The sequence below is a fragment of the Streptomyces javensis genome (assembly GCF_039525925.1).
Taxonomy (GTDB): domain Bacteria; phylum Actinomycetota; class Actinomycetes; order Streptomycetales; family Streptomycetaceae; genus Streptomyces; species Streptomyces asiaticus.
Map to the genome: position 1 here is coordinate 129,078 of NZ_BAAAIF010000009.1, position 26,731 is coordinate 155,808.

At 72.6% G+C, this 26,731-nt stretch carries 22 protein-coding genes; 15 read left to right on the forward strand and 7 right to left on the reverse strand.

Annotated features, from left to right (window positions below; all coding sequences use genetic code 11):
- The first annotated feature begins 55 nt into the window (after window positions 1-55).
- The 5 genes from ABD329_RS11490 (at window position 56) to ABD329_RS11510 (ending at window position 9,987) form a co-directional block, all read left to right on the forward strand.
- Entirely contained in the window at window positions 56-1,681 is a 1,626-nt protein-coding gene (locus tag ABD329_RS11490; protein WP_198279015.1) for a cytochrome ubiquinol oxidase subunit I, read from the forward strand.
- A 28-nt stretch (window positions 1,682-1,709) separates the two neighbouring features.
- Window positions 1,710-2,711, forward strand: a complete 1,002-nt coding sequence (gene cydB / locus ABD329_RS11495) for a cytochrome d ubiquinol oxidase subunit II (protein ID WP_198279014.1) — start codon at window positions 1,710-1,712, stop codon at window positions 2,709-2,711.
- A 19-nt stretch (window positions 2,712-2,730) separates the two neighbouring features.
- Window positions 2,731-6,756, forward strand: a complete 4,026-nt coding sequence (gene cydD / locus ABD329_RS11500; RefSeq protein WP_344316307.1) for a thiol reductant ABC exporter subunit CydD — start codon at window positions 2,731-2,733, stop codon at window positions 6,754-6,756.
- Window positions 6,757-6,985: 229 nt separating this feature from the next.
- A complete protein-coding gene (locus ABD329_RS11505) occupies window positions 6,986-8,692 on the forward strand; it encodes a sensor histidine kinase (RefSeq protein ID WP_198275963.1) in 1,707 nt (568 codons plus the stop codon).
- A gap of 461 nt (window positions 8,693-9,153) precedes the next feature.
- A complete protein-coding gene (locus ABD329_RS11510; RefSeq protein WP_198275964.1) occupies window positions 9,154-9,987 on the forward strand; it encodes a hypothetical protein in 834 nt (277 codons plus the stop codon).
- Window positions 9,988-10,108: 121 nt separating this feature from the next.
- Here ABD329_RS11510 and ABD329_RS11515 read toward each other — a convergent pair whose 3' ends face one another.
- Window positions 10,109-10,981 carry a Cof-type HAD-IIB family hydrolase gene (locus ABD329_RS11515; RefSeq protein ID WP_198275965.1) on the reverse strand — a complete coding sequence of 291 codons (873 nt, stop codon included), beginning with the start codon at window positions 10,979-10,981 and terminating at the stop codon, window positions 10,109-10,111.
- 197 nt (window positions 10,982-11,178) lie between these two features.
- Here ABD329_RS11515 and ABD329_RS11520 point away from each other — a divergent pair, with 197 nt between their 5' ends.
- The 8 genes from ABD329_RS11520 to ABD329_RS11555 all read left to right on the forward strand — a co-directional run bounded on the left by ABD329_RS11520 (window position 11,179) and on the right by ABD329_RS11555 (window position 18,165).
- Entirely contained in the window at window positions 11,179-12,087 is a 909-nt protein-coding gene (locus ABD329_RS11520; protein ID WP_198275966.1) for an LLM class flavin-dependent oxidoreductase, read from the forward strand.
- Window positions 12,088-12,204: 117 nt separating this feature from the next.
- Entirely contained in the window at window positions 12,205-13,113 is a 909-nt protein-coding gene (htpX, locus tag ABD329_RS11525; RefSeq protein WP_044572729.1) for a zinc metalloprotease HtpX, read from the forward strand.
- 3 nt (window positions 13,114-13,116) lie between these two features.
- Window positions 13,117-13,701 carry a PspA-associated protein PspAB gene (pspAB, locus tag ABD329_RS11530; RefSeq protein WP_198275967.1) on the forward strand — a complete coding sequence of 195 codons (585 nt, stop codon included), beginning with the start codon at window positions 13,117-13,119 and terminating at the stop codon, window positions 13,699-13,701.
- A gap of 128 nt (window positions 13,702-13,829) precedes the next feature.
- Window positions 13,830-14,393 (forward strand): hypothetical protein, encoded by a 564-nt coding sequence (locus ABD329_RS11535; RefSeq protein ID WP_198275968.1) that lies wholly within the window; start codon window positions 13,830-13,832, stop codon window positions 14,391-14,393.
- Window positions 14,394-14,508: 115 nt separating this feature from the next.
- Window positions 14,509-15,609: an ABC transporter ATP-binding protein gene (locus ABD329_RS11540; protein WP_198275969.1), complete on the forward strand. Its 1,101-nt coding sequence runs from the start codon at window positions 14,509-14,511 to the stop codon at window positions 15,607-15,609.
- On the forward strand, window positions 15,599-16,498 hold the full coding sequence (locus ABD329_RS11545; protein WP_198275970.1) for an ABC transporter permease: 900 nt from the start codon (window positions 15,599-15,601) through the stop codon (window positions 16,496-16,498). The genes ABD329_RS11540 and ABD329_RS11545 overlap by 11 nt, the downstream gene beginning before the upstream one ends.
- Window positions 16,495-17,421, forward strand: a complete 927-nt coding sequence (locus ABD329_RS11550) for an ABC transporter ATP-binding protein (protein WP_198275971.1) — start codon at window positions 16,495-16,497, stop codon at window positions 17,419-17,421. Before ABD329_RS11545 ends, ABD329_RS11550 begins: the two co-directional genes overlap by 4 nt.
- Before the next feature lie 15 nt (window positions 17,422-17,436).
- The gene (locus ABD329_RS11555) at window positions 17,437-18,165 is read left to right on the forward strand and encodes an ABC transporter permease subunit (RefSeq protein WP_037957473.1); all 729 of its coding nucleotides are present in this window, start codon (window positions 17,437-17,439) and stop codon (window positions 18,163-18,165) included.
- A gap of 74 nt (window positions 18,166-18,239) precedes the next feature.
- On the opposite strand, the gene ABD329_RS11560 is transcribed toward ABD329_RS11555, so the two are convergent.
- From ABD329_RS11560 to ABD329_RS11575, 4 genes are all read right to left on the reverse strand, one after another.
- Window positions 18,240-18,521, reverse strand: coding sequence for a hypothetical protein (locus tag ABD329_RS11560; RefSeq protein WP_425574314.1), 282 nt, complete (start codon window positions 18,519-18,521; stop codon window positions 18,240-18,242).
- Window positions 18,522-18,683: 162 nt separating this feature from the next.
- Complete coding sequence (locus ABD329_RS11565) at window positions 18,684-19,988, reverse strand: CynX/NimT family MFS transporter (RefSeq protein ID WP_198275972.1); 1,305 nt, start codon at window positions 19,986-19,988, stop codon at window positions 18,684-18,686.
- A gap of 117 nt (window positions 19,989-20,105) precedes the next feature.
- On the reverse strand, window positions 20,106-20,816 hold the full coding sequence (locus tag ABD329_RS11570) for a FadR/GntR family transcriptional regulator (RefSeq protein WP_198275973.1): 711 nt from the start codon (window positions 20,814-20,816) through the stop codon (window positions 20,106-20,108).
- A 151-nt stretch (window positions 20,817-20,967) separates the two neighbouring features.
- Window positions 20,968-22,512: an MFS transporter gene (locus tag ABD329_RS11575; protein ID WP_198275974.1), complete on the reverse strand. Its 1,545-nt coding sequence runs from the start codon at window positions 22,510-22,512 to the stop codon at window positions 20,968-20,970.
- Between the two features lie 153 nt (window positions 22,513-22,665).
- Here ABD329_RS11575 and ABD329_RS11580 point away from each other — a divergent pair, with 153 nt between their 5' ends.
- Both ABD329_RS11580 and ABD329_RS11585 read left to right on the forward strand, forming a co-directional pair.
- A complete protein-coding gene (locus ABD329_RS11580) occupies window positions 22,666-23,670 on the forward strand; it encodes an Lrp/AsnC family transcriptional regulator (protein WP_198275975.1) in 1,005 nt (334 codons plus the stop codon).
- Window positions 23,671-23,872: 202 nt separating this feature from the next.
- Window positions 23,873-24,322, forward strand: coding sequence for a phospholipase (locus ABD329_RS11585; RefSeq protein ID WP_198275976.1), 450 nt, complete (start codon window positions 23,873-23,875; stop codon window positions 24,320-24,322).
- A 108-nt stretch (window positions 24,323-24,430) separates the two neighbouring features.
- Here the strand turns inward: ABD329_RS11585 and ABD329_RS11590 are convergent, their stop codons facing one another.
- Complete coding sequence (locus tag ABD329_RS11590) at window positions 24,431-25,261, reverse strand: HAD family hydrolase (RefSeq protein ID WP_198275977.1); 831 nt, start codon at window positions 25,259-25,261, stop codon at window positions 24,431-24,433.
- Window positions 25,258-26,535: a serine--tRNA ligase gene (serS, locus tag ABD329_RS11595; RefSeq protein WP_198275978.1), complete on the reverse strand. Its 1,278-nt coding sequence runs from the start codon at window positions 26,533-26,535 to the stop codon at window positions 25,258-25,260. The genes ABD329_RS11590 and serS overlap by 4 nt, the downstream gene beginning before the upstream one ends.
- Between the last annotated feature and the right edge of the window lie 196 nt (window positions 26,536-26,731).

Consider the following 26,731-nt stretch of genomic DNA (forward strand, 5'->3'; position numbering starts at 1 on the left):
GAATACGTTCACAAGCTCGCTTCGCGGGCAGGCACGACCGTAAGGAGAGATTCAGGTGAATCTGGCTCTGGCGCCGGAGACGCTGGCCCGATGGCAGTTCGGCATCACGACCGTCTACCACTTCCTCTTCGTGCCGCTGACGATCTCTCTCGCCGCGATCACGGCGGGTCTGGAGACCGCCTGGGTCCGCACGGGCAAGGAGAAGTACTTCCACGCCACCAAGTTCTGGGGGAAGCTCTTCCTGATCAACATCGCGATGGGTGTGGTCACCGGCATCGTGCAGGAGTTCCAGTTCGGCATGAACTGGTCGGACTACTCCCGCTTCGTCGGTGATGTCTTCGGCGCCCCGCTCGCGATGGAGGCCCTGCTGGCCTTCTTCTTCGAGTCCACCTTCATAGGTCTGTGGATCTTCGGCTGGGACAAGCTGCCCAAGAAGATCCACTGCGCCTGCATCTGGATCGTCGCGCTCGGCACGATCCTCTCGTCGTACTTCATCCTGGCCGCCAACTCCTGGATGCAGCACCCGACCGGCTACACCATCGACAAGGCCACCGGAAAGGCCCAGCTCACCGACATCTGGGCGGTGCTGACCCAGAACACCACCCTGGTCGTGGGCTTCCACACGCTGACCGCTGCCTTCCTCACCGGCGCCGCCTTCATCATCGGGATCTCCTCCTTCCATCTGCTGCGGGCCAAGCGCCGCCGGGAGCGCGGCGAGGAGCTGGGCGAGCAGCGGAAGAAGCAGATCGGGGCGATGCGGGCCTCGCTGCGGGTGGGCCTGGTGGTCGCGGTGATCGCGGGGCTCTTCACGGCGATCAGCGGTGACCAGCTCGGCAAGGTGATGTTCGAGCAGCAGCCGATGAAGATGGCGGCGGCCGAGGCCCTCTGGGACACCCAGGCGCCCGCGCCCTTCTCGGTCTTCGCCGTGGGCGATGTCAGCAAGGGGCACAACAGCGTCGAGCTGGAGGTCCCCGGGGTGCTCTCCTTCCTGGCGCACAGCAACTTCACCGACGCCGTCCCCGGTATCAACGACATCGCCCAGCGGGAGGCCGACGCCTACGGCGGTCAGCCCGATGACTACATCCCCAGCATCTTCATGACCTTCTGGGGCTTCCGGCTGATGATCGGCTTCGGGATGACCTCGTTCGTCGCCGGGCTGATCGGGCTGTGGACGACCCGCCGCAAGCGGTGGCTGGCGCCCGCGTTCCGCACCGGCGAGGACGAGGTGCCCCGGCTCATGCTCACCAAGAAGCGCGAGATGAGCCCGCTGCTGTCCACCTGGTCCTGGCGGATCGGCATTCTCACCATGGGCTTTCCGCTGATCGCCAACTCCTTCGGCTGGATCTTCACCGAGATGGGCCGGCAGCCGTGGGCGGTCTACGGGCTGATGAAGACCGCCGACGCGGTCTCCCCCGGCGTCAGCCGGACCGAGGTGCTGATCTCGCTCGGCGTCTTCACGCTGCTGTACGGGGTGCTCGCGGTGATCGAGATACGGCTGCTGACCAAGTACGCCAAGGCCGGACCGGACACCGACGAGAAGCCGCCCGCCAAGGACCCGAAGCTGCGGCTGCCCTCGAGCGGTCCGGGTGGCCGGGGCGGTCCGGGTGGTCCTGGCAGTCCGGAGGGCGGGTCCGCCGCCGAGGACGAGGACGCCGACAAGCCGCTGACCTTCGCGTACTGACGGCCGTAGAGGATCACCGGAGAGGATCATGCACCTTCACGACTTCTGGTTCCTGCTGATCGCCTTCTTGTGGACGGGCTACTTCTTCCTGGAGGGCTTCGACTTCGGCATCGGCGTGCTGACCAAGCTGCTCGCCCGCGACCGCACCGAGCGCCGGGTCCTGATCAACACGATCGGGCCGGTGTGGGACGGCAACGAGGTCTGGCTGATCACGGCGGCCGGGGCGACCTTCGCCGCCTTCCCCGACTGGTACGCGGCGCTCTTCAGCGGCTTCTATCTGCCGCTGCTGGCCATCCTGGTCTGCCTGATCCTGCGCGGTGTCGCCTTCGAGTACCGCCACAAGCGCTCCGAGGACCGCTGGCAGCGCAACTGGGAGCATGCGATCTTCTGGTGCTCGCTGCTGCCCGCGTTCCTCTGGGGAGCGATCTTCGCCAATCTGGTGCACGGGGTGCCGATCGGCCGGGACGGCAACTACGCGGGTGGTCTGTCGGATCTGCTCACGCCGTACGCCCTGCTGGGCGGTGCGGTCACGCTGGTGCTGTTCACCTTCCACGGCGCCGTCTTCGCCGCGCTCAAGACGGACGGGGACATCCGGGCGCGGGCGCGGCGGTATGCGGCCCGGCTCGGGCTGGCCACCGTCGTGGTCGCGGTGCCGTTCCTGCTCTGGACGCAGGGCGACAGCGGGAACGCCCGGAGCCTGGTGGCGGTCGTCATCGCGGTTCTGGCGCTGGCCGCGGCGCTGATCATGAACCGGCGGGGGCGTGAGGGCTGGGCGTTCGGGCTGTCCGGGGTGGCCGTCGCGGCAGCCGTCGCGATGCTCTTCCTGGCGCTCTTTCCCGACGTCATGCCCTCCTCGCTGGACCCGGCGTGGAGCCTGACGGCGGCGAACGCCGCCTCCAGCCCCTACCCGCTCAAGATCATGACGTGGGTCGGCGCCATCATGCTGCCGCTGATCATGGCTTACCAGGCGTGGACGTACTGGGTCTTCCGCAAGCGCATCGGCACCCGGCACATCCCCGCCGCCCACTGACCCGGGTGCGGTGTTTCACGTGAAACCAATCGATCCTCGGCTGCTGCGGTACGCACGGGCCACCCGCTTCTTCCTGGCCGCCTCCGTGGCGCTGGGCCTGGCCGGAGCGGGACTGGTCATCGCGCAGGCGATGCTGATCGCCGAGATCGTGGTGGGCGCCTTCCAGCGGGGCGACGGCGTGACGGCGCTGACACTTCCGCTGGGGCTGCTGGCGCTGGTCGCCGTCGGCCGGGCGGCCGTCTCCTGGCTGACCGAGTTGGCCGCCCACCGGGCCGGTGCGGCGGTCAAGTCGGAGCTGCGGCTGCGGCTGCTGGAGCGGGCCGTACGGCTGGGGCCGAGCTGGCTGGACTCCCGGCGGACCGGTGAACTCACCACCCTCGCCACCCGGGGCATCGACGCGCTGGACGACTACTTCGCGCGCTATCTGCCCCAGCTGGGGCTGGCCGTGGTGGTGCCGGTGGCGGTGCTCGCCCGGATCGTCACCGCGGACTGGATCTCCGCGCTGATCATCGTCGCCACGCTGCCCCTGATTCCGCTGTTCATGATGCTCATCGGCTGGGCTACCCAGTCCCGGATGGACCGTCAGTGGCGGCTGTTGTCCCGGCTGTCCGGGCACTTCCTCGATGTCGTGGCCGGACTGCCCACCCTCAAGGTCTTCGGCCGGGCCAAGGCCCAGGCCGCATCGATTCGTGCGATCACGGGTGACTACCGGCGGGCCACGCTCAAGACGCTGCGGCTGGCCTTTCTGTCCTCGCTGGCCCTGGAACTGCTCTCCACGGTGTCGGTCGCGCTGGTCGCGGTCGACATCGGGATGCGACTGGTGCATGGCGAGATGGACCTCTTCACCGGGCTGGTGGTGCTGGTGCTCGCCCCCGAGGCGTATCTGCCGCTGCGGCAGGTGGGTGCGCAGTACCACGCGGCGGCGGAGGGGCTGACCGCGGCGGACGAGGTCTTCGCGGTGCTGGAGCGCGAGCCCTCGGGGGCGGGCGGCTCGCCCGCCCCCGACGCTCGGGGTGCTGGGCTGGCGCTGGACGGGCTGGTGGTCCGCCACCCCGGACGCACCGAACCGTCCCTCGCCCGGACCTCGTGCGAGATCCGCCCTGGGGAGACCGTCGCCGTGGTGGGCCCCAGCGGCGCGGGGAAGTCGACCCTGCTGAACGCCGTGCTGGGCTTCGCGGCGCCGTATGAGGGCCGGGTGCTGATCGGGGGCCGGGACCTGGCCTCCCTGGACCCGGAGAGCTGGCGGCGACAGATCGCCTGGGTGCCCCAGCGCCCGTACCTCTTCGCCGGGACGATCGCGGAGAACGTCCGGCTGGCCCGGCCGGACGCCGACGACGAGGCGGTACGGGCCGCCCTGCGGGACGCGGACGCGCTGCGTTTCGTCTCCGCGCTGCCGGACGGGATCGAGGCCCGGCTGGGCGAGATGGGCGCCGGGCTCTCCGCGGGCCAGCGGCAGCGGATCGCCCTGGCCCGCGCCTTCCTGGCCGACCGCCCGGTGCTCCTCCTGGACGAGCCGACGGCGAACCTGGACGGCGAGACGGAGGCGTCTGTCGTCGAGGCGGTGCGCCGGCTCGCCGAGGGCCGTACGGTCCTTCTGGTCGTCCACCGCCCGGCACTGCTGCCGCTGGCTGACCGGGTGCTGCGTCTGCCGGGGCCCGACCTGGGCTCTGGGGCTGCTCGCGGTGGGCAGGCCGCCCTGCCTGCGGTGGGGCGTGCGTTGGCGGCGGGTGGCGTCCGCCCGGGGCCGACTGTCGCTCTCCGGTCCGCCTGCGAGGACCGGCGCCGCCGGTCCGTCGCGTGTGCGGACGGGCTTCTGGATGCGGAGGCGTGTGGGTCCGCGCCAGGCGCGGGTGCGGAGGCGCGGTTCGGTTCCGGGGCCGCCGGTTCTGATGGGTTGCCCCCGCTGCTCGCGGATCGGCCCGCGCCGGTGGTGGACGCCCCGCGCGCGGCCGGGCGCCCGCGCGCGGGGGCGCGGGGGTCCGTGCCGGAGGCGGTCGCGGGGGTGGAGCGGCCACGGGCCGCCGAGGCCGGTGGCGCGCATGAGCCGATGGCGGACGCGACCGCGGGTGTGGAGCGGACGCCCACCGCGCATGAGGCGACGGCGGACGCCGGAGCCGGTGGGCGGCTGGGCGAAGTGCGGTACGGGCCGGACGGTACGGGCGTGAGCGTGTCGGGTGGCTCCGCCGTGTCGGACGGCCTGAGCGTGTCGCACGGCACGGCCGCGTCGTACAGCTCGGCCGCGCGCCCACGCCGGGGCGCTTTGGCGCGGGTACGGCGGGCCGCGCGCGGGGCGCGAGGGCGGTTTGGGCTGGCGCTGGTGCTCGGGAGCCTTGCCCTGCTGAGCGCGGTCGGGCTGATGGCCGTTTCCGGGTGGCTGATCTCGCGGGCCGCGCAGCAGCCGCCCGTGCTCTATCTCATGGTGGCGGTCACCGCGACCCGGGCGTTCGGGATCGGCCGGGCCGTCTTCCGCTACGCCGAGCGCCTGGTCTCGCACGACGCCGTGCTGCGGGTGCTGGCCGAGCTGCGGGTCGCCGTCTACCGGAGGCTGGAGCGGCTGGCCCCCGCCGGGCTCGGCCGGACGCGCCGCGGCGATCTGCTCTCCCGGCTGGTGGCCGACGTGGACACCGTGCAGGACTACTTCCTGCGCTGGCTGCTGCCCGTCGGCACCGCGCTGACCGTTGGCGCGGCCTCGGTGGGCTTCGTCACCTGGGTGTTGCCCGAGGCCGGGGCCGTGCTGGCGGCGGGGCTGCTGGTGGCGGGGGTCGTGGTGCCCGCCGTGTCCGGGGCGCTCGCGCGGCGCGCGGAGCGGCGGCTGGCACCGGCGCGCGGTGCGCTGTCGGCGCAGGTCGTGGATCTGCTCGCGGGTGCGGCCGAGTTGACCGTCGCGGGCGCGCTGCCGCGCCGGGTGGACGCGGTGCGCCGGGCCGACGGGGTGCTCACCCGGATCGCCCGGCGGGCGGCGGCGGCCGCCGGTACGGGCGCCGGGCTGTCCGCGCTGGTCTGCGGGCTGACCGTGGCGGCCGCGGCGTGGGTGGGGGTACCGGCCGTGGCGGACGGCCGGATCCACGGGGTGTGGCTGGCGGTCGTGGTGCTGACCCCGCTCGCCGCCTTCGAGGCCGTCGCGGGGCTGCCGCTCGCGGTGCAGCACCGGCAGCGGGTGCGGCGGGCCGCGGAGCGGGTGTACGAGGTGCTGGACGAGCCGCTGCCGGTGCGCGAGCCGGACGAGGCGGTGGGCGAGCCGGACGAGGCGGGGCGCGAGGAGGCGGGGCACGAGGAGGCGCCGAGCACGCCGTATCCGCTGGTGCTGCGCGGGATCACCGCCCGCCACCCGGGGCAGTCCGTCCCCGCCCTGGACGGGTTCGGGCTGGAGCTGCGCCCGGGCCGCCGGGTCGCGGTCGTCGGGCCGTCGGGGGCGGGCAAGACCACCCTCGCCCAGGTGCTGCTCCGCTTCCTGGACACCGAGGGCGGTACGTACACCCTGGCGGGCCGGAACGCCGCAGCCCTGGACGGGGACGCGGTGCGACGGCTGGTCGGCCTCTGCGCCCAGGACGCCCATGTCTTCGACAGCTCGCTGCGCGAGAACCTGCGGCTGGCGCGCCCCGGCGCGAGCGATGACGAGCTGCGCGCGGCGCTGGCCGCGGCCCGGCTGCTGGACTGGGTGGACGGGCTGCCGAACGGCCTGGACACGCTGGTCGGCGAGCAGGGCGCACGGCTGTCCGGCGGTCAGCGGCAGCGGCTGGCACTGGCCCGCGCGCTGCTGGCGGACTTCCCGGTGCTGGTCCTGGACGAGCCCGCCGAGCACCTGGACCTGCCCACGGCCGACGCCCTGACCGCCGACCTGCTGTCGGCGACCCAGGGGCGCACCACCGTCCTGATCACCCACCGGCTGGCGGGCCTGGACGCGGTGGACGAGGTGATCGTCCTCGACGGCGGCCGCGCGGTCCAGCGCGGGACGTACGCGGAACTGGCCTCGGCCGAGGGTCCGTTCCGCCGGATGCTGGAGCGTGAGGCGGTGGAGGGCGGGGTCCTGGTGGGTGCTGGGTAGCGGGGTGGGGGAAGGGGGCTGTCCGGCGGGTGTTGTCGCCTGCGGCGGGCTGTTCCCCTCCACGCCCCTTCCCTGAACTGGGGCTTCACCCCAGGCCCCGGGGTCTGGGGCGGAGCCTCTGTCGTGTGGTTCGGCGGGCACGGGGTCGTGCGGGGCCGGGGTGCCGGCAGAAGCGGTGCCCAGCGTTCACAACAGGGCGTTTACCTGCGGTATTCATTAGGCTCGACGCATGGCGGCCGCTGCCCCCTCCCCCGACCCCCTGGACGTGGCCGCGGAGGCGACCCGCGGTCTGCGGGGGCTGTCCACCGAGCTCACGGCGCGGCTGCCGCGACTGCTGGAGGCCATGCGCTCGCTCGGCACGGGGCCGGACGCGCACACCGTCCTCGACCGGATCGTCCGTACCGCGGCCGAGCTGGTGGGCGCGCGCCGTGCCGCGATCGGGGTGCACCACACCGCGGGCGACGCCGCCGCTGGCCAGGGACTGGCCGATGTGGTCACGTACGGCGTGACAGAGGCCGACCGGGAGCGGTGCGCGGAGCTGCTCGCCGACGCACGCCGCACCGGAAAGCCCTCGACCAGCGGGCCGTCGGGCCCGTCCCAGCCGTCGGGCTCGCCTCAGCCGTCGGGCTCGTATCTCAGCGTTCCGCTGCGCGTCGGGGAGGAGAGCTTCGGCATCCTCTGCCTCGCCGATAAGCGGGGCGGCGGTCCGTTCACCGACTCCGATCGGCATCTGGTCGAGGTGCTGGCGACCGAGGCCGGGATCGCCATCGGGCACACCCGCGTCCAGGGAGCCACCCGGCAGCGCGAGCGCTGGATCGAGGGGTCGGTGGCCGTCACCCAGGCGGTGCTGTCCGGCGGCGCCGGGGACGGACCGGCCGTGGTCGCCGAGAAGGCCCGGGAGCTCGCGGGCGCGGCGGTGGGCATCGTGCTGCTGCCGGAGGACGGCGGTGACGGCCTGAAGGCCGTGGCGGTGGCCGCCGATGAGCGATCCGGGCTGCTGGGCGCGGTGCTTCCGGCCCGCGCTCCGGCCGTGCCGAGGCTGTTGGCCGGGCAGCCGGTCCTCATCGAGGACCCGGCCGCGGACCCGCTGCTCGGCACCGGCGTCCCCGGGCGCTACGGGCCGAGCATGATGGTGCCGCTGAGCAGCGGGGACCGGGTGCTCGGCGTGCTGGCCACCGCGCGGGAGCGGGACGCCGACCCGTTCACCGCGACCGAGCGCACCCTGGCCGCCCAGTTCGCGGCGCAGGCGGCGGTCGCGCTGGTGCTCGCCGAGGCGCAGCGCGACCGGGAGCGGCTCGCGGTCCTCGAGGAGCGCGACCGGATCGCCCGCGACCTCCACGACCTCGTCGTCCAGCGGCTCTTCGCCACCGGGATGCTGCTGGAGAGCGCGGAGCGCCAGTCGGACGCGCCGGAGGTACGGGAGCGGATCGAGCGGGCCGTCGAGGAGCTGGGTGCCACCATCCAGGAGGTACGGACGGCGATCTTCGCGTTGCAGCAGACCCCGCCCGAGACGCCGCCCGGGCTGCGCGGCCGGGTGCTGCGAGAGGTCAGGGCCGCCGCCGTGCCGTTGGGTTTCCAGCCGTCGCTGACCTTCCTGGGCCCGGTGGACGACCTGGTCGTGTCGGTGACCGGCGCCCATCTCGTCGCGGCACTGCGCGAATCGCTGTCCAACGCGTTCCGGCATGCCCGGGCCGAGCGGATCGAGGTGGTCGTCGACGCCAGCGCGCGGCTCGCGGACGGGCGCCCGGCGGTCCGGCTGACCGTCGCGGACGACGGGGTGGGCGTGCCCGCGGACGGTCGGCGCAGCGGCCTGACCAACCTGGCACGGCGGGCCGAGGCACTTGGCGGATCGAGCACCTTCGGCCCCGGCCTCGGGGAGGACGGCCGCGGCACGACAGTGGCGTGGGAGGCACCCCTGCCGAGCGAGGACGCCTGACGGCCGTTACCGAGTGCGGGGTCTGAGCGGCCGCTGCCGGGTGGGGTCTCCCTCAGGGGGCGCTGTCGGACGAGGTGCCGCTGTCGGGCGGGGTACCGCTGTCGGGCGAGGTGCCTGAGGCGCCGCTGCCGGGTCGGGGGCCCCACGGCCGCCAACCGGGAGGGGCCTGGGGCCTGTTGCCGAGCGAAGGTGCTTTACGGGGCGCTGCCGGGCCGGGGCCTGACCGGCCGGTGGCCGGGCCAAGAGCTCGACACGGCGTTGGGCCGGTGACAGGGCGTCGTGGGGCGGGGGTTGTCGCCCGCCCGGCCCAACTGCTCACCTACGCGGTCCAACTATCGGCTTGTCAGAGTGCGGATCACTCGAACCGTGGATGAGATGAGGCTCGCGGGCCGCTCGGTCCTTCGTATCCCTTCGCACTCCGCGACAGCTTGTTGGCCCGACGCGGGGAAGGAAGTCATGACGTGAACAGCCAGAGCCCTACTCCTCATCGTTCCCGGGCGCGCCGCCGGGTCCTCTTCGCCTCCGTCGCGACGGCGGCGGCTCTGTCCAGCCAGCTGCTGACCATGTCGCCCGCCGCCTCGGCGGATGACCCCGCCGGGTACGGCCGTCCCAAGCCGCCCAAGCCGCCGACCGTTCTCCACGGGGTGCAGGAGTTCACCGCGGACGGCACCTTCACGCCGCCCCCGGGGGTCACCTCGGTGCACATCCAGGCATGGGGTGCGGGCGGTGGCGGTGGCGGCGGTGGTGGCGGCAGCAGCGCCGCCGTGGGCGGCACCGGCGGTGGCGGCGGGTCCGGCGGCTTCACCTGGTGCGTCATCTCGGTCGCGCCGTTCGCCACCTACACGGTGGACCTGGGCACCGGCGGCACCGCGGGTACCGGTGGTCCCGGTGGCACCACGACCGGCACCGCGGGTACGACCGGCGGCCCCGGCACCTCGACGACCCTGGCCTCCATCAGCGGTAACCAGCTCACCGCCACGGGCGGCACCGGCGGTGGCGGCGGTGGCGGCGCCACGACCGCCCCGGGTACACCGGGCGCCGGCGGCATCGGCGGCACGGGTAGTAGCTGCAACAGCATCTACGCGGTCAACCGGACCGGCGAGAACGGCGAGTCCGGCGCGCTCGGCGGCGAGGGCGGCGACGCGGTCGACGGCATCGTGCAGCTGCCCCCGACGAACACCAGCGAGGGCGGTAACGGCGGCGCCGGCGGCGGCGCGGGCGGCGGCACCACCCCGGGCGGCACGGGCGGCAACGGCACCGCGGGCGGCAACGGGTACGCCGTCATCTTCTGGTAAGCCGACTCCGGTCGGACACGAACGCCCCCGGCCCCGCGGCCGGGGGCGTTGCCGGGTGCCGGGTGCCGGGTGCCGGGTGCCGCGGTCGGGGGCAGTTCCGTGCCGTTGTACGGCTATCCGGCTATCCGGCCAGCATCCGCTCTATGACGACGGCGACGCCGTCCTCGGTGTTGGCGCCCGTGCGGTGGGTGGTCGCGGCGAGCACGTCCGGATGGGCGTTGGCCATCGCGTACGAGGTGCCCGCCCACATCAGCATCTCCAGGTCGTTGGGCATGTCCCCGAACGCCACGACCTCCGAGGCCGAGATCCCGCGCTCGGCACAGCACCGGGCCAGGGTGCTGGCCTTGCTGACCCCGAGACCGCTGACCTCCAGCAGGGCGGACGGGCTGGAGCGGGTGAAGTCGCCGTGGGCCCCGGCCACCGAGCGGGCCAGCTGGAGGAAGTCGTCCGGCGCCAGCTCGGGGTGGTGGGCGAGCAGCTTGAGGACCGGCATGTCGGCGTGCGCGAAACCGTCGTGGAGCAGCTTCTCGGCGGGGGCGACGATCGCGCCCGGGTCGAGGTGGAAGGGCGGGTACTGCGGTTCGTAGAAGATCCCGCCGCTGCGTTCGACCGCGAAGGACGTGCCCGGGGCCGCCTCGCGCAGTGCCTCCACGATGGCGAGGGCCCGGTCCGTGGCGAGCGGACGGACCTCGACCGGCAGCCCGCCCTGGTGCAGATCGACGACGGCGGCGCCGTTGGCGCAGATCGCCAGGCCGTGGCCGTGCACATGGGCGCTGACGACGTCCATCCAGCGGGCCGGACGGCCGGTGACGAAGAACACCTCGATGCCGGCCCGCTCGGCCGCCGCGAGCGCCGTCACGGTGCGGTCGGAGACCGTCTTGTCGTCCCGCAGCAGGGTGCCGTCGAGGTCGGTGGCGATCAGCCGGGGCCGGGCCGGGACGGGGCGGAAACGCTCTGGGGCCGGGGTGTTCGGCCGGTCGGTCGCAGGAGTCACGGAAACATCCTCCCGCATATGCCGCTCATCGGTGGGGGCACGGTGCTCGGGTGGGCCCGCCAAGCGTCCCGTCGGTAAGGCTCGGTGCGGCTCTAGGGTGCGGCTCGGTACGGCTCGGTGCGGCCCGAGGATGCGGCTCGGTACGGCTCGGTGCGGCTCGGTACGGCGTTGTCACACCCACCGCTTAGGCTCGCGGTATGCGAGTGAGCACCGTGATCCTGCCCATCCACCGCTGGTCCGAGGGCGGCCGGAAGACATGGCAGCGCGCCGAGGAGCTGGGTTTCCACGCCGCGTACACCTACGACCACCTGTCCTGGCGCAGCTTCCGTGACGGCCCCTGGTTCGGGGCGATCCCCACGCTGACGGCGGCCGCCGCGGCGACCTCACGGCTGCGCCTGGGCACCCTCGTCACCTCCCCGAACTTCCGGCATCCGGTGACGCTGGCCAAGGAGCTGATCACGCTGGACGACGTCTCCGGCGGGCGGATCACCCTCGGTATCGGCGCGGGCGGATCCGGCTTCGACGCGACGACGCTGCTGCGCGGCGGCGAGGAGCCGTGGTCGCCCCGGGAGCGGGCGGACCGGTTCGGCGAGTTCGTCGAGCTGCTCGACCGGCTGCTGACGCATGACGCGGTGACGTACGAGGGCACGCACTACAGCGCGTACGAGGCGCGCGACATCCCCGGCTGTGTGCAGCGGCCGCGGCTGCCGTTCGCGGTGGCCGCCACCGGTCCGCGCGGGCTGCGGCTCGCGGCGCGGCACGGCCAGGCATGGGTGACCACGGGCGATCCGAAGATCTCCGAGACGGGCACCCCGGCCGATTCGCTGGCCGCCATCGGCGGTCAGATCGACCGGCTGGGCAAGGCGTGCGCCGAGGCCGGGCGGAACGCCGACGACCTCGACAAGATCTTCCTCACCGGCTTCACCCCGGATGGCACCGGGCCGCTGAGCTCGGTGGACGCCTTTGTGGACTTCGCCGGACGCCATGCCGAGCAGGGCATCGAGGAGATCGTGCTGCACTGGCCGATCCCCGATTCGATCTTCGCGGCCGACCTCGGGGTCTTCGAGAAGATCGCCACGGAGGGCGCGGCCCAGATAGCGGGGTAAGCGGCGCGGGCAGTACGGCTCGCAGGAGAAAGGGCGACAGCGCGCGGCGCGGATCGCCCGATAAGCGGCAGAATCGGGTATAGAGCCTTTGGCGTCGCGTCACTGGGGAGGCATCCCATGCCGCATACCCGCTATGCCCCGGACCGTGGGCTGACCACGCGCATGGTCACGACGATGTTCTTCATCGGGCTGCTCTATGTGGTCTTCATCGGCGTGCTGCTCGCCCTGTTCAAGGGCGCCTGGCCGCTGATCGTGATCATCGCGGGAGGGCTGTTCGTGGCGCAGTTCTGGTTCAGCGACCGGATCGCGGCGTTCAGCATGGGCGCCCGGGAGGTCACCCCGCAGCAGGCCCCCGAGCTGCACGGTGCGGTGGACCGGCTGTGCGCGCTCGCGGACATGCCCAAGCCCCGGGTGGCCATCGCCGACACCGATGTGCCGAACGCCTTCGCCACCGGCCGCAATCAGCGCAACGCCCTGGTGTGCGCCACCACGGGCCTGCTGCGGCGGCTGGAGCCGGAGGAGCTGGAGGGCGTGCTCGCCCATGAGCTGTCGCATGTGGCGCACCGCGATGTGGCGGTCATGACCATCGCCTCCTTCCTCGGGGTGCTGGCGGGCATCATGACCCGCGCGGCGCTGTGGGGCGGGCTCAGCCGTGGCAGCCGTAACAACAACGTGGGCATCGCGGTGCTGCTCATCCCGCTGATCAGCGCCGTGGTCTACGCGATCAGCTTCCTGCTGACAAGGCTGCTGTCCCGCTACCGCGAGCTGTCCGCCGACCGCGCCGGCGCGCTGCTGACCGGGCGGCCCTCGGCGCTCGCCGCCGCGCTCACCAAGGTGACGGGGCAGATGGCCCGGATCCCGACCCGGGACCTGCGCAAGGTCGAGCCGTACAACGCGTTCTTCTTCGCGCCCGCGCTCTCCGGGGAGAGCGTGAGCCGGCTGTTCTCCTCGCATCCGACGCTGGAGCGGCGGCTGGACCAGCTCGCCCGGATCTCCACCCAGCTGGGCCAGGCGGGAAGGGGCTGAGGCATGAGGCTGCTGGACGCCATCCTGGGCCGCAGCAAACCGGTCCGCCCCGACCTCGACCGGCTCTTCGGGCTCCCGGGGGCCGCGGTCAGCCTGGAGGCGGGGGCCGGGTTCACCCCGACCGGCCGGGGCTCGGTCTGCTTCGCGAGCGTGGAGGGCGGCGCCTTCTCCCAGCTCCAGCGGGATGTGCGGGAGCTGCTGGACGCGGATACGGAGCGGGGCGGGGTGCCCGTGGAGTTCAGCCAGGACGCGTACGGCTACACCTGGCTGCTGGCCAGGCAGCGGCCGGACGATGTGGCCTCGCTCGTCAACGATCTGCACGCGGTCAACTCACTGCTCCAGGACGGGGGGTTCGGCCCCCAGCTGCTGTGCTCGCTGATCGGCTTCCAGGACGCGGCGGGGCGTTCGCTCGCGCTGGTGTACCTCTACAAGCGCGGCACCTTCTACCCCTTCGCGCCGCTGCCGGGCGCCGCCGAGAAGCGGGACAACGCGCTGGAGCTCCAGACGCGGGCGCTGCTCGGGGACGATCTGCGGATCGAGGAGGACCTGAGCCGCTGGTTCCCGGTCTGGGGCGCACCCGGCCTCTGACGCTCCCGTTCCCGGCCGGAAGGCGGGCGGGCCAAACGGCCCGTCAGGCATAGGACAGGGCTCGCAGGGCACGTTCTACCTTCGACATCCCATGACGGAATGTGACCTGACGCCCGGGGGAGGGTCAAATGAGTTACTTGCGCGGATTCCTGCCATGGATCGCCCTGGCGATCGTGTCCACGCTGGGCTGGCAGTGGGGCGCGCTGGCCGGGCTGGTGCTGGGCGCGGCGATGCTGATCCGGGCCCGTAAGGCGGGCCTGGCCGCCGACGCCCTCATCCTCGAGTGCAGCACGGTGGCCTTCTTCACCGCGCTGACGGTCTTCGCCTTCGCCCGCCCCGACAGCGGGCTCAAGGACTACGTCGGCGCGCTGGCACTGAGCTGGCTGGCCGTCACCGCCTGGACGACGCTCGCCGTCGGGCGGCCCTTCACCACCGGTATCGCCCGGCGCCAGGCACCGCCCGAGGTCTGGGACACCTATGCGTTCCGGCACATCAACGTGGTGATCACCCGGGCCTGGTCCATCGCCTTCACCCTCTCCGCCGCGGCCATGGTCGTGGTCGTCTCGGCCGGTCTGGGCGTGGTGGCGGCGCTGGTGGCGCAGTTCGCCGGGTTCGTCCTTCCGGCCCTGTTCACCGCGTGGTACCCGGGATGGGCACGGTCCCGGCTGGCCCCGGCCGCACATCGGGCATAAGCTCCCGGACCGGCTGTGGATACCCTTGGTAACCCCCTCCGGTCGGGGCCTGTCCCCTACGGGCGCGTCAGACCCGAGGACGAGGCGAATCCCACCGTCTGGAGTGACGCCGCCTGTGTCTCACACCACTACCGTCGAACGCGTGACTGTGATCGCCACCGAAAGTCTGAGCAAGCGGTTCCCCCGCGTCACCGCGCTCGACCGGCTGTCCGTCGACATCGCACCAGGAGTCACCGGCCTGGTGGGTGCCAACGGCGCCGGTAAGTCCACGCTGATCAAGATCCTGCTCGGGTTGTCCCCCGCCAGCGAGGGCCGCGCTTCCGTGCTCGGCCTCGATGTGGCGAAGGACGGCAGCGCCATCCGCGAAAGCGTCGGCTATATGCCCGAGCACGACTGTCTGCCGCCCGATGTCTCGGCGACCGAGTTCGTCGTCCACATGGCGCGCATGTCCGGGCTGCCGCCGTCCGCGGCCCGCGAGCGCACGGCCGACACCCTGCGCCACGTCGGGCTGTACGAGGAGCGGTACCGCCCCATGGGCGGCTACTCCACGGGCATGAAACAGCGGGTCAAGCTCGCCCAGGCCCTGGTGCACGACCCGCGCCTGGTGCTGCTGGACGAGCCGACCAACGGACTGGACCCGGTCGGCCGCGACGAGATGCTCGGGCTGATCCGCCGCGTGCACACCGACTTCGGCATCTCGGTCCTGGTCACCTCGCATCTGCTCGGCGAGCTGGAGCGCACCTGCGACCACGTCGTGGTCATCGACGGCGGCAAGCTGCTCCGCTCCAGCTCCACCAGTGACTTCACCCAGGCCACGGCCTCGCTCGCGGTCGAGGTGACCGACACCGCCGACCACCCGGACGGCACCACGGCGCTGCGTACCGCGCTCGACCGGGCCGGGCTCACCGTCCAGCCCGCCGGCCGTGGCGCCGACGGGTCGCCCGGCTCCGACCATGTGCTGCTGGTCGACGTCGCGGGCGAGGAGACGTACGACACGGTCCGCGACACCATCGCCGACCTCGGCCTCGGCCTGGTCCGCATGGAGCAGCGCCGCCACCGCATCGCGGAGATCTTCCGGTCCGACGACGAGGACACGAGCGCCGCGGACGCGAGTCCCGCGGACGCGAGCCCCGCGGACGCGGACGCCGCCGCAGGGGCCGCCGCGAACGCCGCCGCAAGCGCACACGGGAAGGGAGGTGCCGTCGATGCCGCCTGAGACCGTGACCCAGCAGCGCGCCGACGTCATTCACAACATCGGCTACCGCCACTACGAGGGCCCGCGCCTCGGCCGCGCCTACGCCCGCCGCTCGCTCTTCTCCCAGAGCCTGCGCGGCGCCTACGGCCTCGGCCGCTCGGCCAAGTCCAAGGTCGCGCCGATGCTGCTGTTCGCCGTGATGTGCATGCCCGCCGCGATCATCGTCGCGGTGGCCATCGCCACCAGCGCGGACGAGCTGCCCGTCAAGTACACCCGCTACGCGATCATGCTTCAGGCCGTCATCGGCCTCTACACCGCCTCCCAGGCGCCACAGTCCGTCTCCCGGGACCTCCGCTTCAAGACGGTCCCGCTCTACTTCTCGCGGCCCATCGAAACGATGGACTACGTGGTGGCCAAGTTCGCCGCCATGGCCTCCGCGCTGTTCATCCTCACCGGCGCGCCCCTGCTGATCCTCTACGCCGGGGCGCTGCTCGCCAAGCTGGACTTCGCCGATCAGACGAAGGGCTTCGCACAAGGACTGGTCTCCGTGGCTCTGCTCTCGCTCCTCTTCGCCGGCATCAGCCTGGTCATCGCCGCGCTCACCCCGCGCCGCGGTTTCGGCGTCGCCGCCGTCATCGCCCTGCTGACCATCTCCTACGGGGCGGTGTCCGCCGTCCAGGCCATCGCCTGGGACCAGGGCAACACCGGCCCGGTGAGCTGGATCGGGCTGTTCTCGCCGATCACCATCATCGACGGGGTGCAGACGGCGTTCCTCGGTGCCACCTCGTCCTTCCCCGGCGGGGTCGGCCCCGGCACCGGGACCGGGCTCGTCTACGTCCTCGTTCTCCTCGGCCTGATCGCCGGCTCGTACGGGCTGCTGATGCGCCGCTACCGAAAGGTCGGCCTGTGACCACGATCGCCATCGACAACGTCTCCCGCTGGTTCGGGAACGTCGTGGCCGTCAACGACGTGACCATGGACATCGGCCCCGGTGTCACCGGGCTCCTCGGCCCCAACGGCGCCGGCAAGTCCACCCTCATCAACATGATGGGCGGCTTCCTGGCCCCCTCCACCGGGTCCGTGACCCTCGACGGCGCCCCGATCTGGCGCAATGAGCAGGCGTACCGCCACATCGGGATCGTCCCCGAGCGGGAGGCGATGTACGACTTCCTCACCGGCCGCGAGTTCGTGATCGCCAACGCCGAGCTGCACGGGCTGCCCGATCCCCGCGCCGCCGCCCGTAAGGCGCTCGACACCGTCGAGATGGACTACGCGGGCTCCCGGAAGATCGCCACGTATAGCAAGGGCATGCGCCAGCGCGTGAAGATGGCCTCCGCGCTGGTGCACGAGCCGTCGGTGCTCCTCCTGGACGAGCCGTTCAACGGCATGGACCCCCGGCAGCGGATGCAGCTGATGGATCTGCTGCGGCGGATGGGCGCCGAGGGCCGCACCGTGCTGTTCTCCTCGCACATCCTCGAGGAGGTCGAGCAGCTGGCGGCGCACATCGAGGTGATCGTCGCGGGGCGGCACGCCGCCTCCGGCGACTTCCGCAAGATCCGCCGGCTGATGACGGACCGTCCGCACCGCTATCTCGTCCGGTCCAGCGACGACCGCGCGCTCGCGGCCGCCCTGATCGCCGACGCGTCGACCACCGGTATCGAGGTCGACGCGAGCACCGGCGTCGACGGCGGGCTGCACATCCAGGCGGTGGACTTCGCCCGCTTCACCGAACTGCTGCCCCGCGTCGCCCGTGACCAGGGCATCCGGCTCCTCACGGTCTCGCCCTCCGACGAGTCCTTGGAAAGCGTCTTCTCCTACCTCGTCGCGGCCTGAAAGGAGCCCACAGCGATGTCCTCGCTCTACCACCCCACCGTCGCGCGGCTCACCTACCGGGCCCTGCTCGGCCGCCGCCGTGCGCTGATCCTCTTCACCCTCCCCGGTCTGCTGCTGATCATCTCGCTCGCCGTACGGCTGCTGACCGGCGCGGACGACGACACGGCCGACGCGATCCTGGGCGGCTTCGCGATGGCCACCATGGTTCCGCTGATCGGCGTGATCGCCGGTACGGGCGCGATCGGCCCGGAGATCGACGACGGCTCGGTCATCTATCTGCTGGCCAAGCCGGTGAAGCGGCCGACGATCATCATCACCAAGCTGATCGTGGCGATCGGCGTGACCGTCGCCTTCTCCGCGATCCCCACCCTGCTCGCGGGCTTCGTGCTGAACGGCAACGCGAACCAGCTGGCCGTCGGCTACGCCGTCGCCGCCGCCGTGGCCTCCGTCGCCTACAGCGCGGTCTTCCTGCTGCTGGGCACCGTGACCCGGCACGCGGTGATCGCGGGGCTGGTCTACGCCCTGGTCTGGGAGACCTTCTTCGGCAGCCTGGTCGCCGGGGCCCGCAAGCTCAGCGTGCAGCAGTGGGCGCTGGCGCTCGCGCAGAAGGTCGCGGACGGCGATGTGATCACGTCGGACGTCGGCCTGGCGACCGGCGTCATCCTGCTGCTGGCCGTGACCGTGGCCGCGACCTGGTACGCGGGCCGCAAGCTGCGCACACTGACCCTCGCGGGGGAGGAGTGATCACGGAGTGACCACGGAGCGACCACCCGCGTGAGGTGACGCCGGAGGGGGCCGCCCAGCGGTCCGTGCGCGCCTTACGGTCGCCATCGCGCCGGGACGGCGGAGCGGCCTCCGGTGGTCTCCGCGGTGGCGGCGGTCGTCGTGACGACCGCCGCCGCGGTGTGTCCGGGGGCCGCGTTGGCCTGGTCCAGGGCGGAGGCCACGGCCGTGGACGAGCCGAGCAGGACCGTCGCCGCCACACAGGCCACGGTCCAGGGGGCCCGCAGCAGCCGCCGCCAGGGCCGCCCGGCGCCACCCGCGGTGGTGCGCGCGCCGCGGGTGGTCTTCGCCTCGTCCATGCCGCTCATGCCGCTCATGCCGCCCATCCCGTCCTCCGGTTCTCGTCGATGCCGTGACATCGAGAGTGGCGGCGGGACTTGTCGGTCGGCCCTCCATGGCCTGAGGGCAGGCTGTGAAGGCGCGGGGGGACGGACCTTCCGGACCGCTCAGGCACCGGGGGGACGGACCCTCCGGACCGCTCAGGCCCGGATCCTGCGGTCGCGGCCCGCGCCCAGGCCCAGCAGCGCCAGCGCCCCGCACACCGCCAGCATCAGCGTGAGCGGCAGCGCCCAGCCGCCGGTGGTCTGGTGCACCACGCCGAGCGCCAGCGGGCCCACCGCGGCCAGCAGATAGCCCCAGGTCTGCGCCATGCCGGACAGCCGCGCCGAGGTGTGGGCGTCCCCGGTCCGCAGCACCATCATGGTCAGCGCGAGCCCCACGGACCCGCCTTGGCCGACGCCTATCAGCGCCGCCCACACCCACGCCCCGGCGGCGGGGGCCACCAGCAGACCCGCGATACCGGCGCCCATCAGCGCCGCGACGGCGACGGCCAGCGTCCGCTGGGAGCGCATCCGCCCGGCGAGGGTGGGCACCACGAACGAACCGACCATCTGCAACATGGTGCTGAAGGCGAACACCAGCCCGGCCGCGCTCTTGCTCATGCCGTGGTCGGTGAAGATCGTCGGCATCCAGGCGATGCAGACGTACGCGATCGACGACTGCAACCCCATGAACAGCGTGACCTGCCAGGCCAGCGCGGAGCGGCTCAGCCTCGGCTCCACCCCCGACGTCGTCCTTACGGGCGTTGCCACGGGCGTCGCCGCGGGCTCGCCGTGGCGCGTGCCACGCCGCGCGAGCACCGTCTGCGGTATCCAGACCAGCGCCGCGACCGCCGCCAGCAGCGACCATGAGGCGAGCGAACCCCGCCAACCGCCCAGCGCGTTCTCCAGGGGCACGGCGGAGGCGGCGGAGACCGTCGCCCCGCCGATCATCGAGGTGGTGTAGAGCGCGGTCATTCCGGCGGCCCGGTGCGGGAAGTCCCGCTTGACCAGGCCCGGCATCAGCACATTGAGGAACGCGATCCCGCTGCCGACGAGGGCGCCCCCGGCGAAGAGCGCCATCACGGGCGGCGCCACCCGCAGCAGTATGCCGCCGAGCAGCAGCACCAGCGCGCTCAGCAGTACCGCCTCGGTGCCCCAGCGCCGGGCGAGCCGGGGCGCGAAGGGCGAGGCCAGGCCCATGAAGATCAGCGGAATGGTGGTGACCAGGCTGCCGGTGGTCGCGGACAGCCGGAAGTGGCCGCTGATCTCGCCGAGGAGCGGGGAAACCCCGGCGAGCGCGGCCCGCATGTTGAGCGACGCCAGCACGATGCCGATCAGGAGAAGCGCCGGGTGGGCCCGCAGGGCCCGCCGTGCGGCGGTCACCTCGGGGGTCGGCCGCAGATCCGTCTCGGCGTCCACGAGCAGGGGCTCGGCCTCGGGTCCTGGGGTGTGCGGGCGTGGCAAGAAGAACTCCGTTCACATAGTGGTGAGATGAGGCGGCTCATGTGGTGGTGAGATGAGGCGGCTCAGGTAGCGGTGGGATGGGGTGGCCGGGCGCCGTGACACCCGCCGGGAGGGGCCTCAGCCGGTGGCGAGCAGGGACTCGATGGCGCGTTTCGGCGCCTCCAGCAGCGCCCGAGCCGCCGCCTCGGCGGCCGCCGGGTCGCCGGAGGCGATCGCGTCGACCAGGGCACGGTGGTCGGCGGGGACGATGCTCGGCACCTCGCGGTCGCCGAGCGAGGCCACCAGCGAGTCCCGCACCGAGCTGCTGAACCAGCCGTAGGTCGCGCTCAGCGCGGCGTTGTGCGCGGCGTCCACCACGGCGGTGTGGAACTCGAGGTCATGGGTGGCATGCAGCTCGTGGTGGCCGTCGTCGGGCCGCTCCCCGCCCCGCGCGAACGCCTCGAGCGACTCCAGCGCCGCCCGCATCCGCCGCAGATCGGCCGGGCTGTGCCGGAGCGCGGCCAGCCGCGCCCCCTCCGCCTCCAGCGCGATCCGCAGCTCCAGCACATCCCGGATCCCGGCGCGCCGCACATCCCGCATGACCTCGGAAGGGTCGGTCGTGGACACCACGAAGGTGCCCTCGCCCTGCCGGGACTGCAACATCCCCGCGTGCACGAGGACGCGAACCGCCTCGCGGACCGTGTTCCGGCCGACCTGGAGCTGCTCGGCGAGGGCATGCTCGGTGGGCACGCGGTCCCCGACCCGCCACTCGCCCTCGGTGAGCTGCGCGCGCAACTGCTCCACCACGGTGTCGACCAGCGACCGCCGCCCCGCCGCCCGCAACGCCATCCCTGTCGGCTCCCTCACGTCTCGATTCACCCGGTTGCCCAGTCATCCTACAACTCCCACCCGGAAGCCCGGCGGGCAGGCGCCCGGCCCACGCCGCGAGGGGCGGGCGCCGTCGGGCGCCCGCCCCTCGTCGTACCGCTGCGGCCACCGCTCAGGCGTGGACCGGCTCCGACGGGGTCTTCTCGGGGGTCGGCTTCGGGGGTGTGCCGCCGGGGCCGCCGCGGACGACGGCGAGGACCAGGAGGCCCGCCGCCAGGGCCGCGATGCCGGCGATGACGCAGATGCGGTCGAGACCGGCCGCGAACGACTCGTGGACCAGAGCACGCGCCGCGTCCGCCCGGGCCGGGGGCGCGGCGGCGATCACGGCGTCGGCGTGGCCGCCGCTGATGGCCTCGGCGGCCTGCCCGGCCGCCCGGGCCGGGACGGTGTCGCCGCCGTCCACCATGTCCCGTACCCGCGTCGCGAACACCGTGCCCAGGACGGCGATCCCGAGCGCGTAGCCCATCTGCCGGAAGGTGTTCACCGCGCCGCTGGCCATGCCCGCACGCTCCGGCGGGGCCGAGCCGAGGGCCGCCGAGACCAGCACCGGCATGGCCAGGCCGATCCCCAGACCGGCCAGGGCCAGGCCGGGGACGAAGGCGGCCCAGTCCGAGTCCGGGGTCACCATCGCCGCGTTGACCAGCGCGCCCGTGCCCACCAGCAGCAGTCCGCCGCCGAGTGCCCGGCCGGGGGCGACCTTGTCCAGCAGCCGTCCGCCCGCCGCGCCGACGACCAGCGAGACGCCCGCCATCGGCGTCACCGCGAGCCCCGCCTGCACCGGGCTCATCCCGAGCACCGACTGCAACCACAGCCCGGCGTAGGTGAGGTACGGGAAGGCCGCCGCCTGGAGCAGCAGGGCCGCCGCCATCAGCACCGCGAACGTCGGGCGGCGCATCAGCCCCAGGTCCAGCAGCGGCTGCCGCTTCCCGCGCTCCAGCAGGACGAAGGCGACCAGCGCGACCGCGGCCGCCACCAGCGCGGTGACCGTGCCGGTGTCGGCCCAGCCCTCCTCGCCGCCGCGCATCAGCCCGTACGTCAGCGCCCCGGCGCACACCGTGAAGGAGGCGGCGCCCGGCCAGTCGATGCGCACCCCCGCCGCGCCGCGCGACTCCTCGATGGAGCGGACCGTGATCCACACCGCGATCGCCGTCAGCGGCAGATTGACCAGGAAGATCGCGCGCCAGTCGACATACTCGGTCAGCACCCCGCCCAGCACCGGGCCGACCGCCGCGGCCGCCCCGCTGGTACCGCCCCACACGCCGAAGGCGATACCGCGGTCGCGTCCTGAGTACGTGGCCATCAGCAGCGGGGTGTTGGTGGCGAACATGGCCGCGGCCCCCACCCCCTGCACGGCGCGGGCCGCGATCAGTACCCCGGCGTCCGGTGCCAGACCGCAGACCAGGGAGGAGATCGCGAACACCGCGAGGCCGACGAGATACAGCCGCCGCCGTCCGAAGAGGTCCGCCGCCGATCCGGCCACCATCAGCAGCGCGGCCAGCGCCAGCGCGTAGATGTCCATCACCCACTGGAGGGAGGTGAAGGACGCGTCCAGCCCACGTGCCACCTGGGGCAGCGCGGTGTTCACGATCGTGACGTCTATCAACAGCATGAAGTTGCCGAGGGTGATGGCGGCGAGCGGCCACCAGGATCTGCGCATGACTTACTCCGGGATCCGACATGTTCCGACAAAGGGAGGCGGGGCCGACCCCGAGGGCGGTTCCCGCGGCTCTTACGGTCGCCCCGGCCCCGCCGCTTCTCCCAGCCGGGCCCCGACCCGGCGGCGGTATCCGACAGCGGCTAGCTTGGGGCGGTGGAATCCGACGCGTACGACGACCTGGACCGGGCGCTGGTGCACGCCCTCCAGCTCGACGGCCGGGCCTCCTTCAGCCGACTGGCCGAGGTGCTGGGCGTCTCCGACCAGACCGTGGCCCGCCGCTACACCCGGCTGCGGACGACCGGGGCGATGCGGGTGCTGGGGCTCACCGACCCGGCGGCGGTCGGTGACGTGGTCTGGCTGGTACGGGTGCGGTGCCTGCCGGACGCCGCCCTGCCGGTGGCCGAGGCGATGGCGCGGCGGCCCGACACCTCCTGGGTGCATGTGCTCTCCGACGGCACCGAGGTCGCCGCGTCGACGCGGGCGGCGTCCGACCAGGACAGCGACGCCCTGCTGCTGCGCAAACTCCCGCAGACCCCAAGGGTCGTGGGGGTGAGCGCGCACTGCGTGCTGCATGAGTACTTCGGCGGGGAGCAGAGCCTGGTCAACAAGTCCGAGGCGCTGACGGCCGAGCAGATCGCGCGGCTGCGCACGCCCGCCCCGGACCGGTCGAAGGGCCCGCGCGGACCGGTGAGCGCGGGGGACCGCAAGCTGCTGGACGTCCTCGCGGGGGACGGCCGGGCGCCGCTGGCCGAACTGGCCGCCGCCACCGGCTGGTCGCAGTCGACGGTGCGCCGCCGGCTGGCCAATCTGCGCGCCGACGGCACCCTGTACTTCGATGTCGACTACTCCCACCGGCTGTTCAGCCAGGGCATCACCACCGCGATATGGCTGTCGGTACTGCCGTCGGAGCTCGCCGCCACCGGGCAGACGCTCGCGAACCACCCCGAGGTGGCGTTCGCATGTGCGACCACCGGAACGAAGAATCTGCTGGCGACCGTGGTCTGCGCCGATGTCCCGGCCCTCTACACCTATCTGACCACCCGTATCGCCGAGCTGAGCTCCGTACGGGACATGGAGACCACCCCGATCCTCCGCCGGGTCAAGGGCCCGGGGCCGCTGCTCACCCCTCCCTCCCGGGTGCCCTGGCGCGCCTCCTGAACAGGCCGTTCCACAGCGGTAGTTGGAGGAAACTCCGAAACTCTGGTGGTCGAACTCTGTTCATCTCTACGTCGATGTAGATCTTGACTGTTGTCAGGGACCTGGCGAACTCTTGGCGTGCGCTGGATCACACCGCGCCGTCCCCTCCCTTCGCCACAAGCTTTTGAGGGGGCGTCAGAAGTAAAAAACGGAGGGAACCCGAATGCGTCGCCTCGTCACGAGTCTCGCCGCCACCGCCGTCACCGCGGCGGCCACCATCGCCCTGGCCGCACCCGCGGAGGCGGTCCCCGCGGACAAGCAGCAGGTCCTCGCCAGCTGGACCCAGACCAGCGCGAGCAGCTACAACACCTGGCTCGCGGCGCGGAACAACCAGGGCGCCTGGGCCTCCTACCAGTTCGACTGGTCCACCGACTATTGCAGCAGCTCCCCCGACAACCCGTTCGGCTTCCCCTTCCAGACCGCCTGCGCCCGGCATGACTTCGGCTACCGCAACCACAAGGCGATGGGCATCTTCGACGCCAACAAGGCGCGCATCGACAGCGCCTTCTACGAGGACCTGAAGCGGGTGTGCAACGCCTACAGCGGTGCCACCAAGACGTCGTGCGACGGCACGGCCTGGACGTACTACCAGGCGGTCAAGGTCTTCGGCTGACCCGCCCCGCACCCGGCTGACGATCCCCGCGGCCGACCGCGATCCCCACTGAGCCCGGATGCCGGGCGGTCCGCCGAGGCGGCCGCACCGGCGTCCGGCCCGGCCGGTTCAGCCGCTCGCCGCTGCCGCCGGGAAGAGCCGCTCCAGCACCACGGCGATGCCGTCCTCCGCGTTGGACGCGGTGATCTCGTCGGCGACGGCCTTGAGGTCCTGGTGCGCGTTGGCCATCGCGACCGCGTGCTTCGCCCAGCCGAACATCGCGATGTCATTGGGCATGTCGCCGAAGGCGATCGCGTCGTCGGCGGTCATCCCCAGCCGGCGCGCGGCAAGCGACAGGCCCGTGGCCTTCGTCAGCCCCAGCGGCAGCAGCTCCACCAGCCCGGTGCCCGCCATCGTCACCCCGACCAGGCCCCCGGCGGCCGTCCGGGCGGCGTCCGCGAGCGCGTCGTCGCCCAGCTCGGCGTGCTGGATGTAGAGCTTGCTGATGGGCCGCGACCACAGCTCGGCCGGCTCCGTGAACGGCACCAGGGACATCCCGTCGTGGTCCATCCGGTACCCCTCGCCGAACAGCACCTCGCCGTCCAGCCCGTCGCGGGCCGCGGCCAGGAACAGCGGGCCGATCTCCGCCTCGATCTTCTCCAGCGCCAGCAGCGCCACCTGCCGGTCCAGCGTCACGGAGGTCAGCAGCCGGTGCTCGCCCGCGTGGTAGAGCTGTGCGCCCTGGCCGCACACCGCGAGTCCCTCGTAGCCGAGGTCGTCGAGTATGTGCCGGGCCACCGGGACGGTCCGCCCGGTGACCACGATGTGCGCGGCGCCCGCCGCGGTGGCCGCGGCGAGCGCGTCACGGGTCCGCGCCGAGACGGTGTGGTCGGGGCGCAGCAGCGTCCCGTCGAGATCGGTCGCGACCAAGCGGTACGGAAGGACGTCGCCGCCGCTCACCGCGCGACCGGTTCCAGGACCTCGCGGCCGCCGAGGAACGGCCGCAGCACCTCGGGCACCCGCACCGAGCCGTCGGCCCGCTGGTGGTTCTCGAGGATCGCGACGATGGTCCGGGTGATCGCGCACAGCGTGCCGTTGAGCGTGGCCAGCGGACGGACCCGCTTGCCCTCGCGCATCCGGATCGACAGTCGACGCGACTGGAACTCGGTGGTGTTGGAGGTCGAGGTCAGCTCGCGGTACTTGCCCTGCGTCGGGATCCACGCCTCGCAGTCGAACTTCCGGGTCGCCGACGAGCCCAGGTCACCCGAGGCCAGGTCGACCACCCGGAACGGCAGCTCCAGCGAGGTCAGCCACTGCTTCTCCCACTCCAGCAGCCGCTGGTGCTCGGCCTCGGCCTCCTCCGGCGTCGTGTAGACGAACATCTCGACCTTGTCGAACTGGTGCACCCGGAAGATGCCCCGGGTGTCCTTGCCGTACGACCCCGCCTCACGGCGGAAGCAGGAGGAGAACCCGGCGTAGCGCCGCGGCAGCTGGTCCACCTCCAGGATCTCGTCCATGTGGTACGCGGCCAGCGGCACCTCGGAGGTGCCCACCAGGAAGAGGTCGTCCTTGTCGAGGTGGTAGACGTCCTCGGCGGCCTGGCCGAGGAAGCCGGTGCCCTCCATGGCCTTCGGCTTGACCAGCGCCGGGGTGAGCATCGGGGTGAAGCCCGCCGCGGTGGCCTGCGCCATCGCCGCGTTCACCAGTGCGAACTCCAGCAGGGCGCCGATGCCGGTCAGGTAGTAGAAGCGGGAGCCGGAGACCTTGGCGCCGCGCTCGGTGTCGATCGCGCCGAGCAACTCGCCGAGCTCCAGGTGGTCCTTGGGCGCGAAGCCCTCGGCCTCGAAGTCGCGCGGGGTGCCGACGGTCTCCAGGACGGTGAAGTCGTCCTCGCCGCCGACCGGGACCTCGGGATGGACCAGATTGCCCAGCTGGAGCAGGAGCCGCTGGGTCTCCTCGGCGGCCACGTCCTGCTCGGCGTCGGCCGCCTTGACGGCGGCGGAGAGCTCGCCCGCCTTCTTCAGCAGCTCGGCCTTCTCGTCACCGGAGGCCTTGGGGATGAGCTTGCCGAGCGCTTTCTGCTCGGCACGCAGCTCGTCGAAGCGGACACTGGAGGACCTGCGCCGCTCGTCGGCGGTCAGGAGCGCGTCGACGATGCCGACGTCCTCTCCACGAGCGCGCTGGGAGGCGCGCACACGATCGGGGTCCTCACGGAGCAGGCGAAGGTCAATCACCCCCCCAGGTTACCGGTGGGACCTCGGGTACTCGACGCGATATTCCTTTGCGTCCGGTTTTGCCCCCTTTTGGGGCTGTGGGTAAACCGGGGAATTCCTGTGACGGCCGCCGTCAAGGAATGCCTCCGCATTCCCCGAAAAGGGGCAAAGAGGTGGCGCCGAGTCGACCTTCTTCCCTTGTGTACAGGGTGAGTTG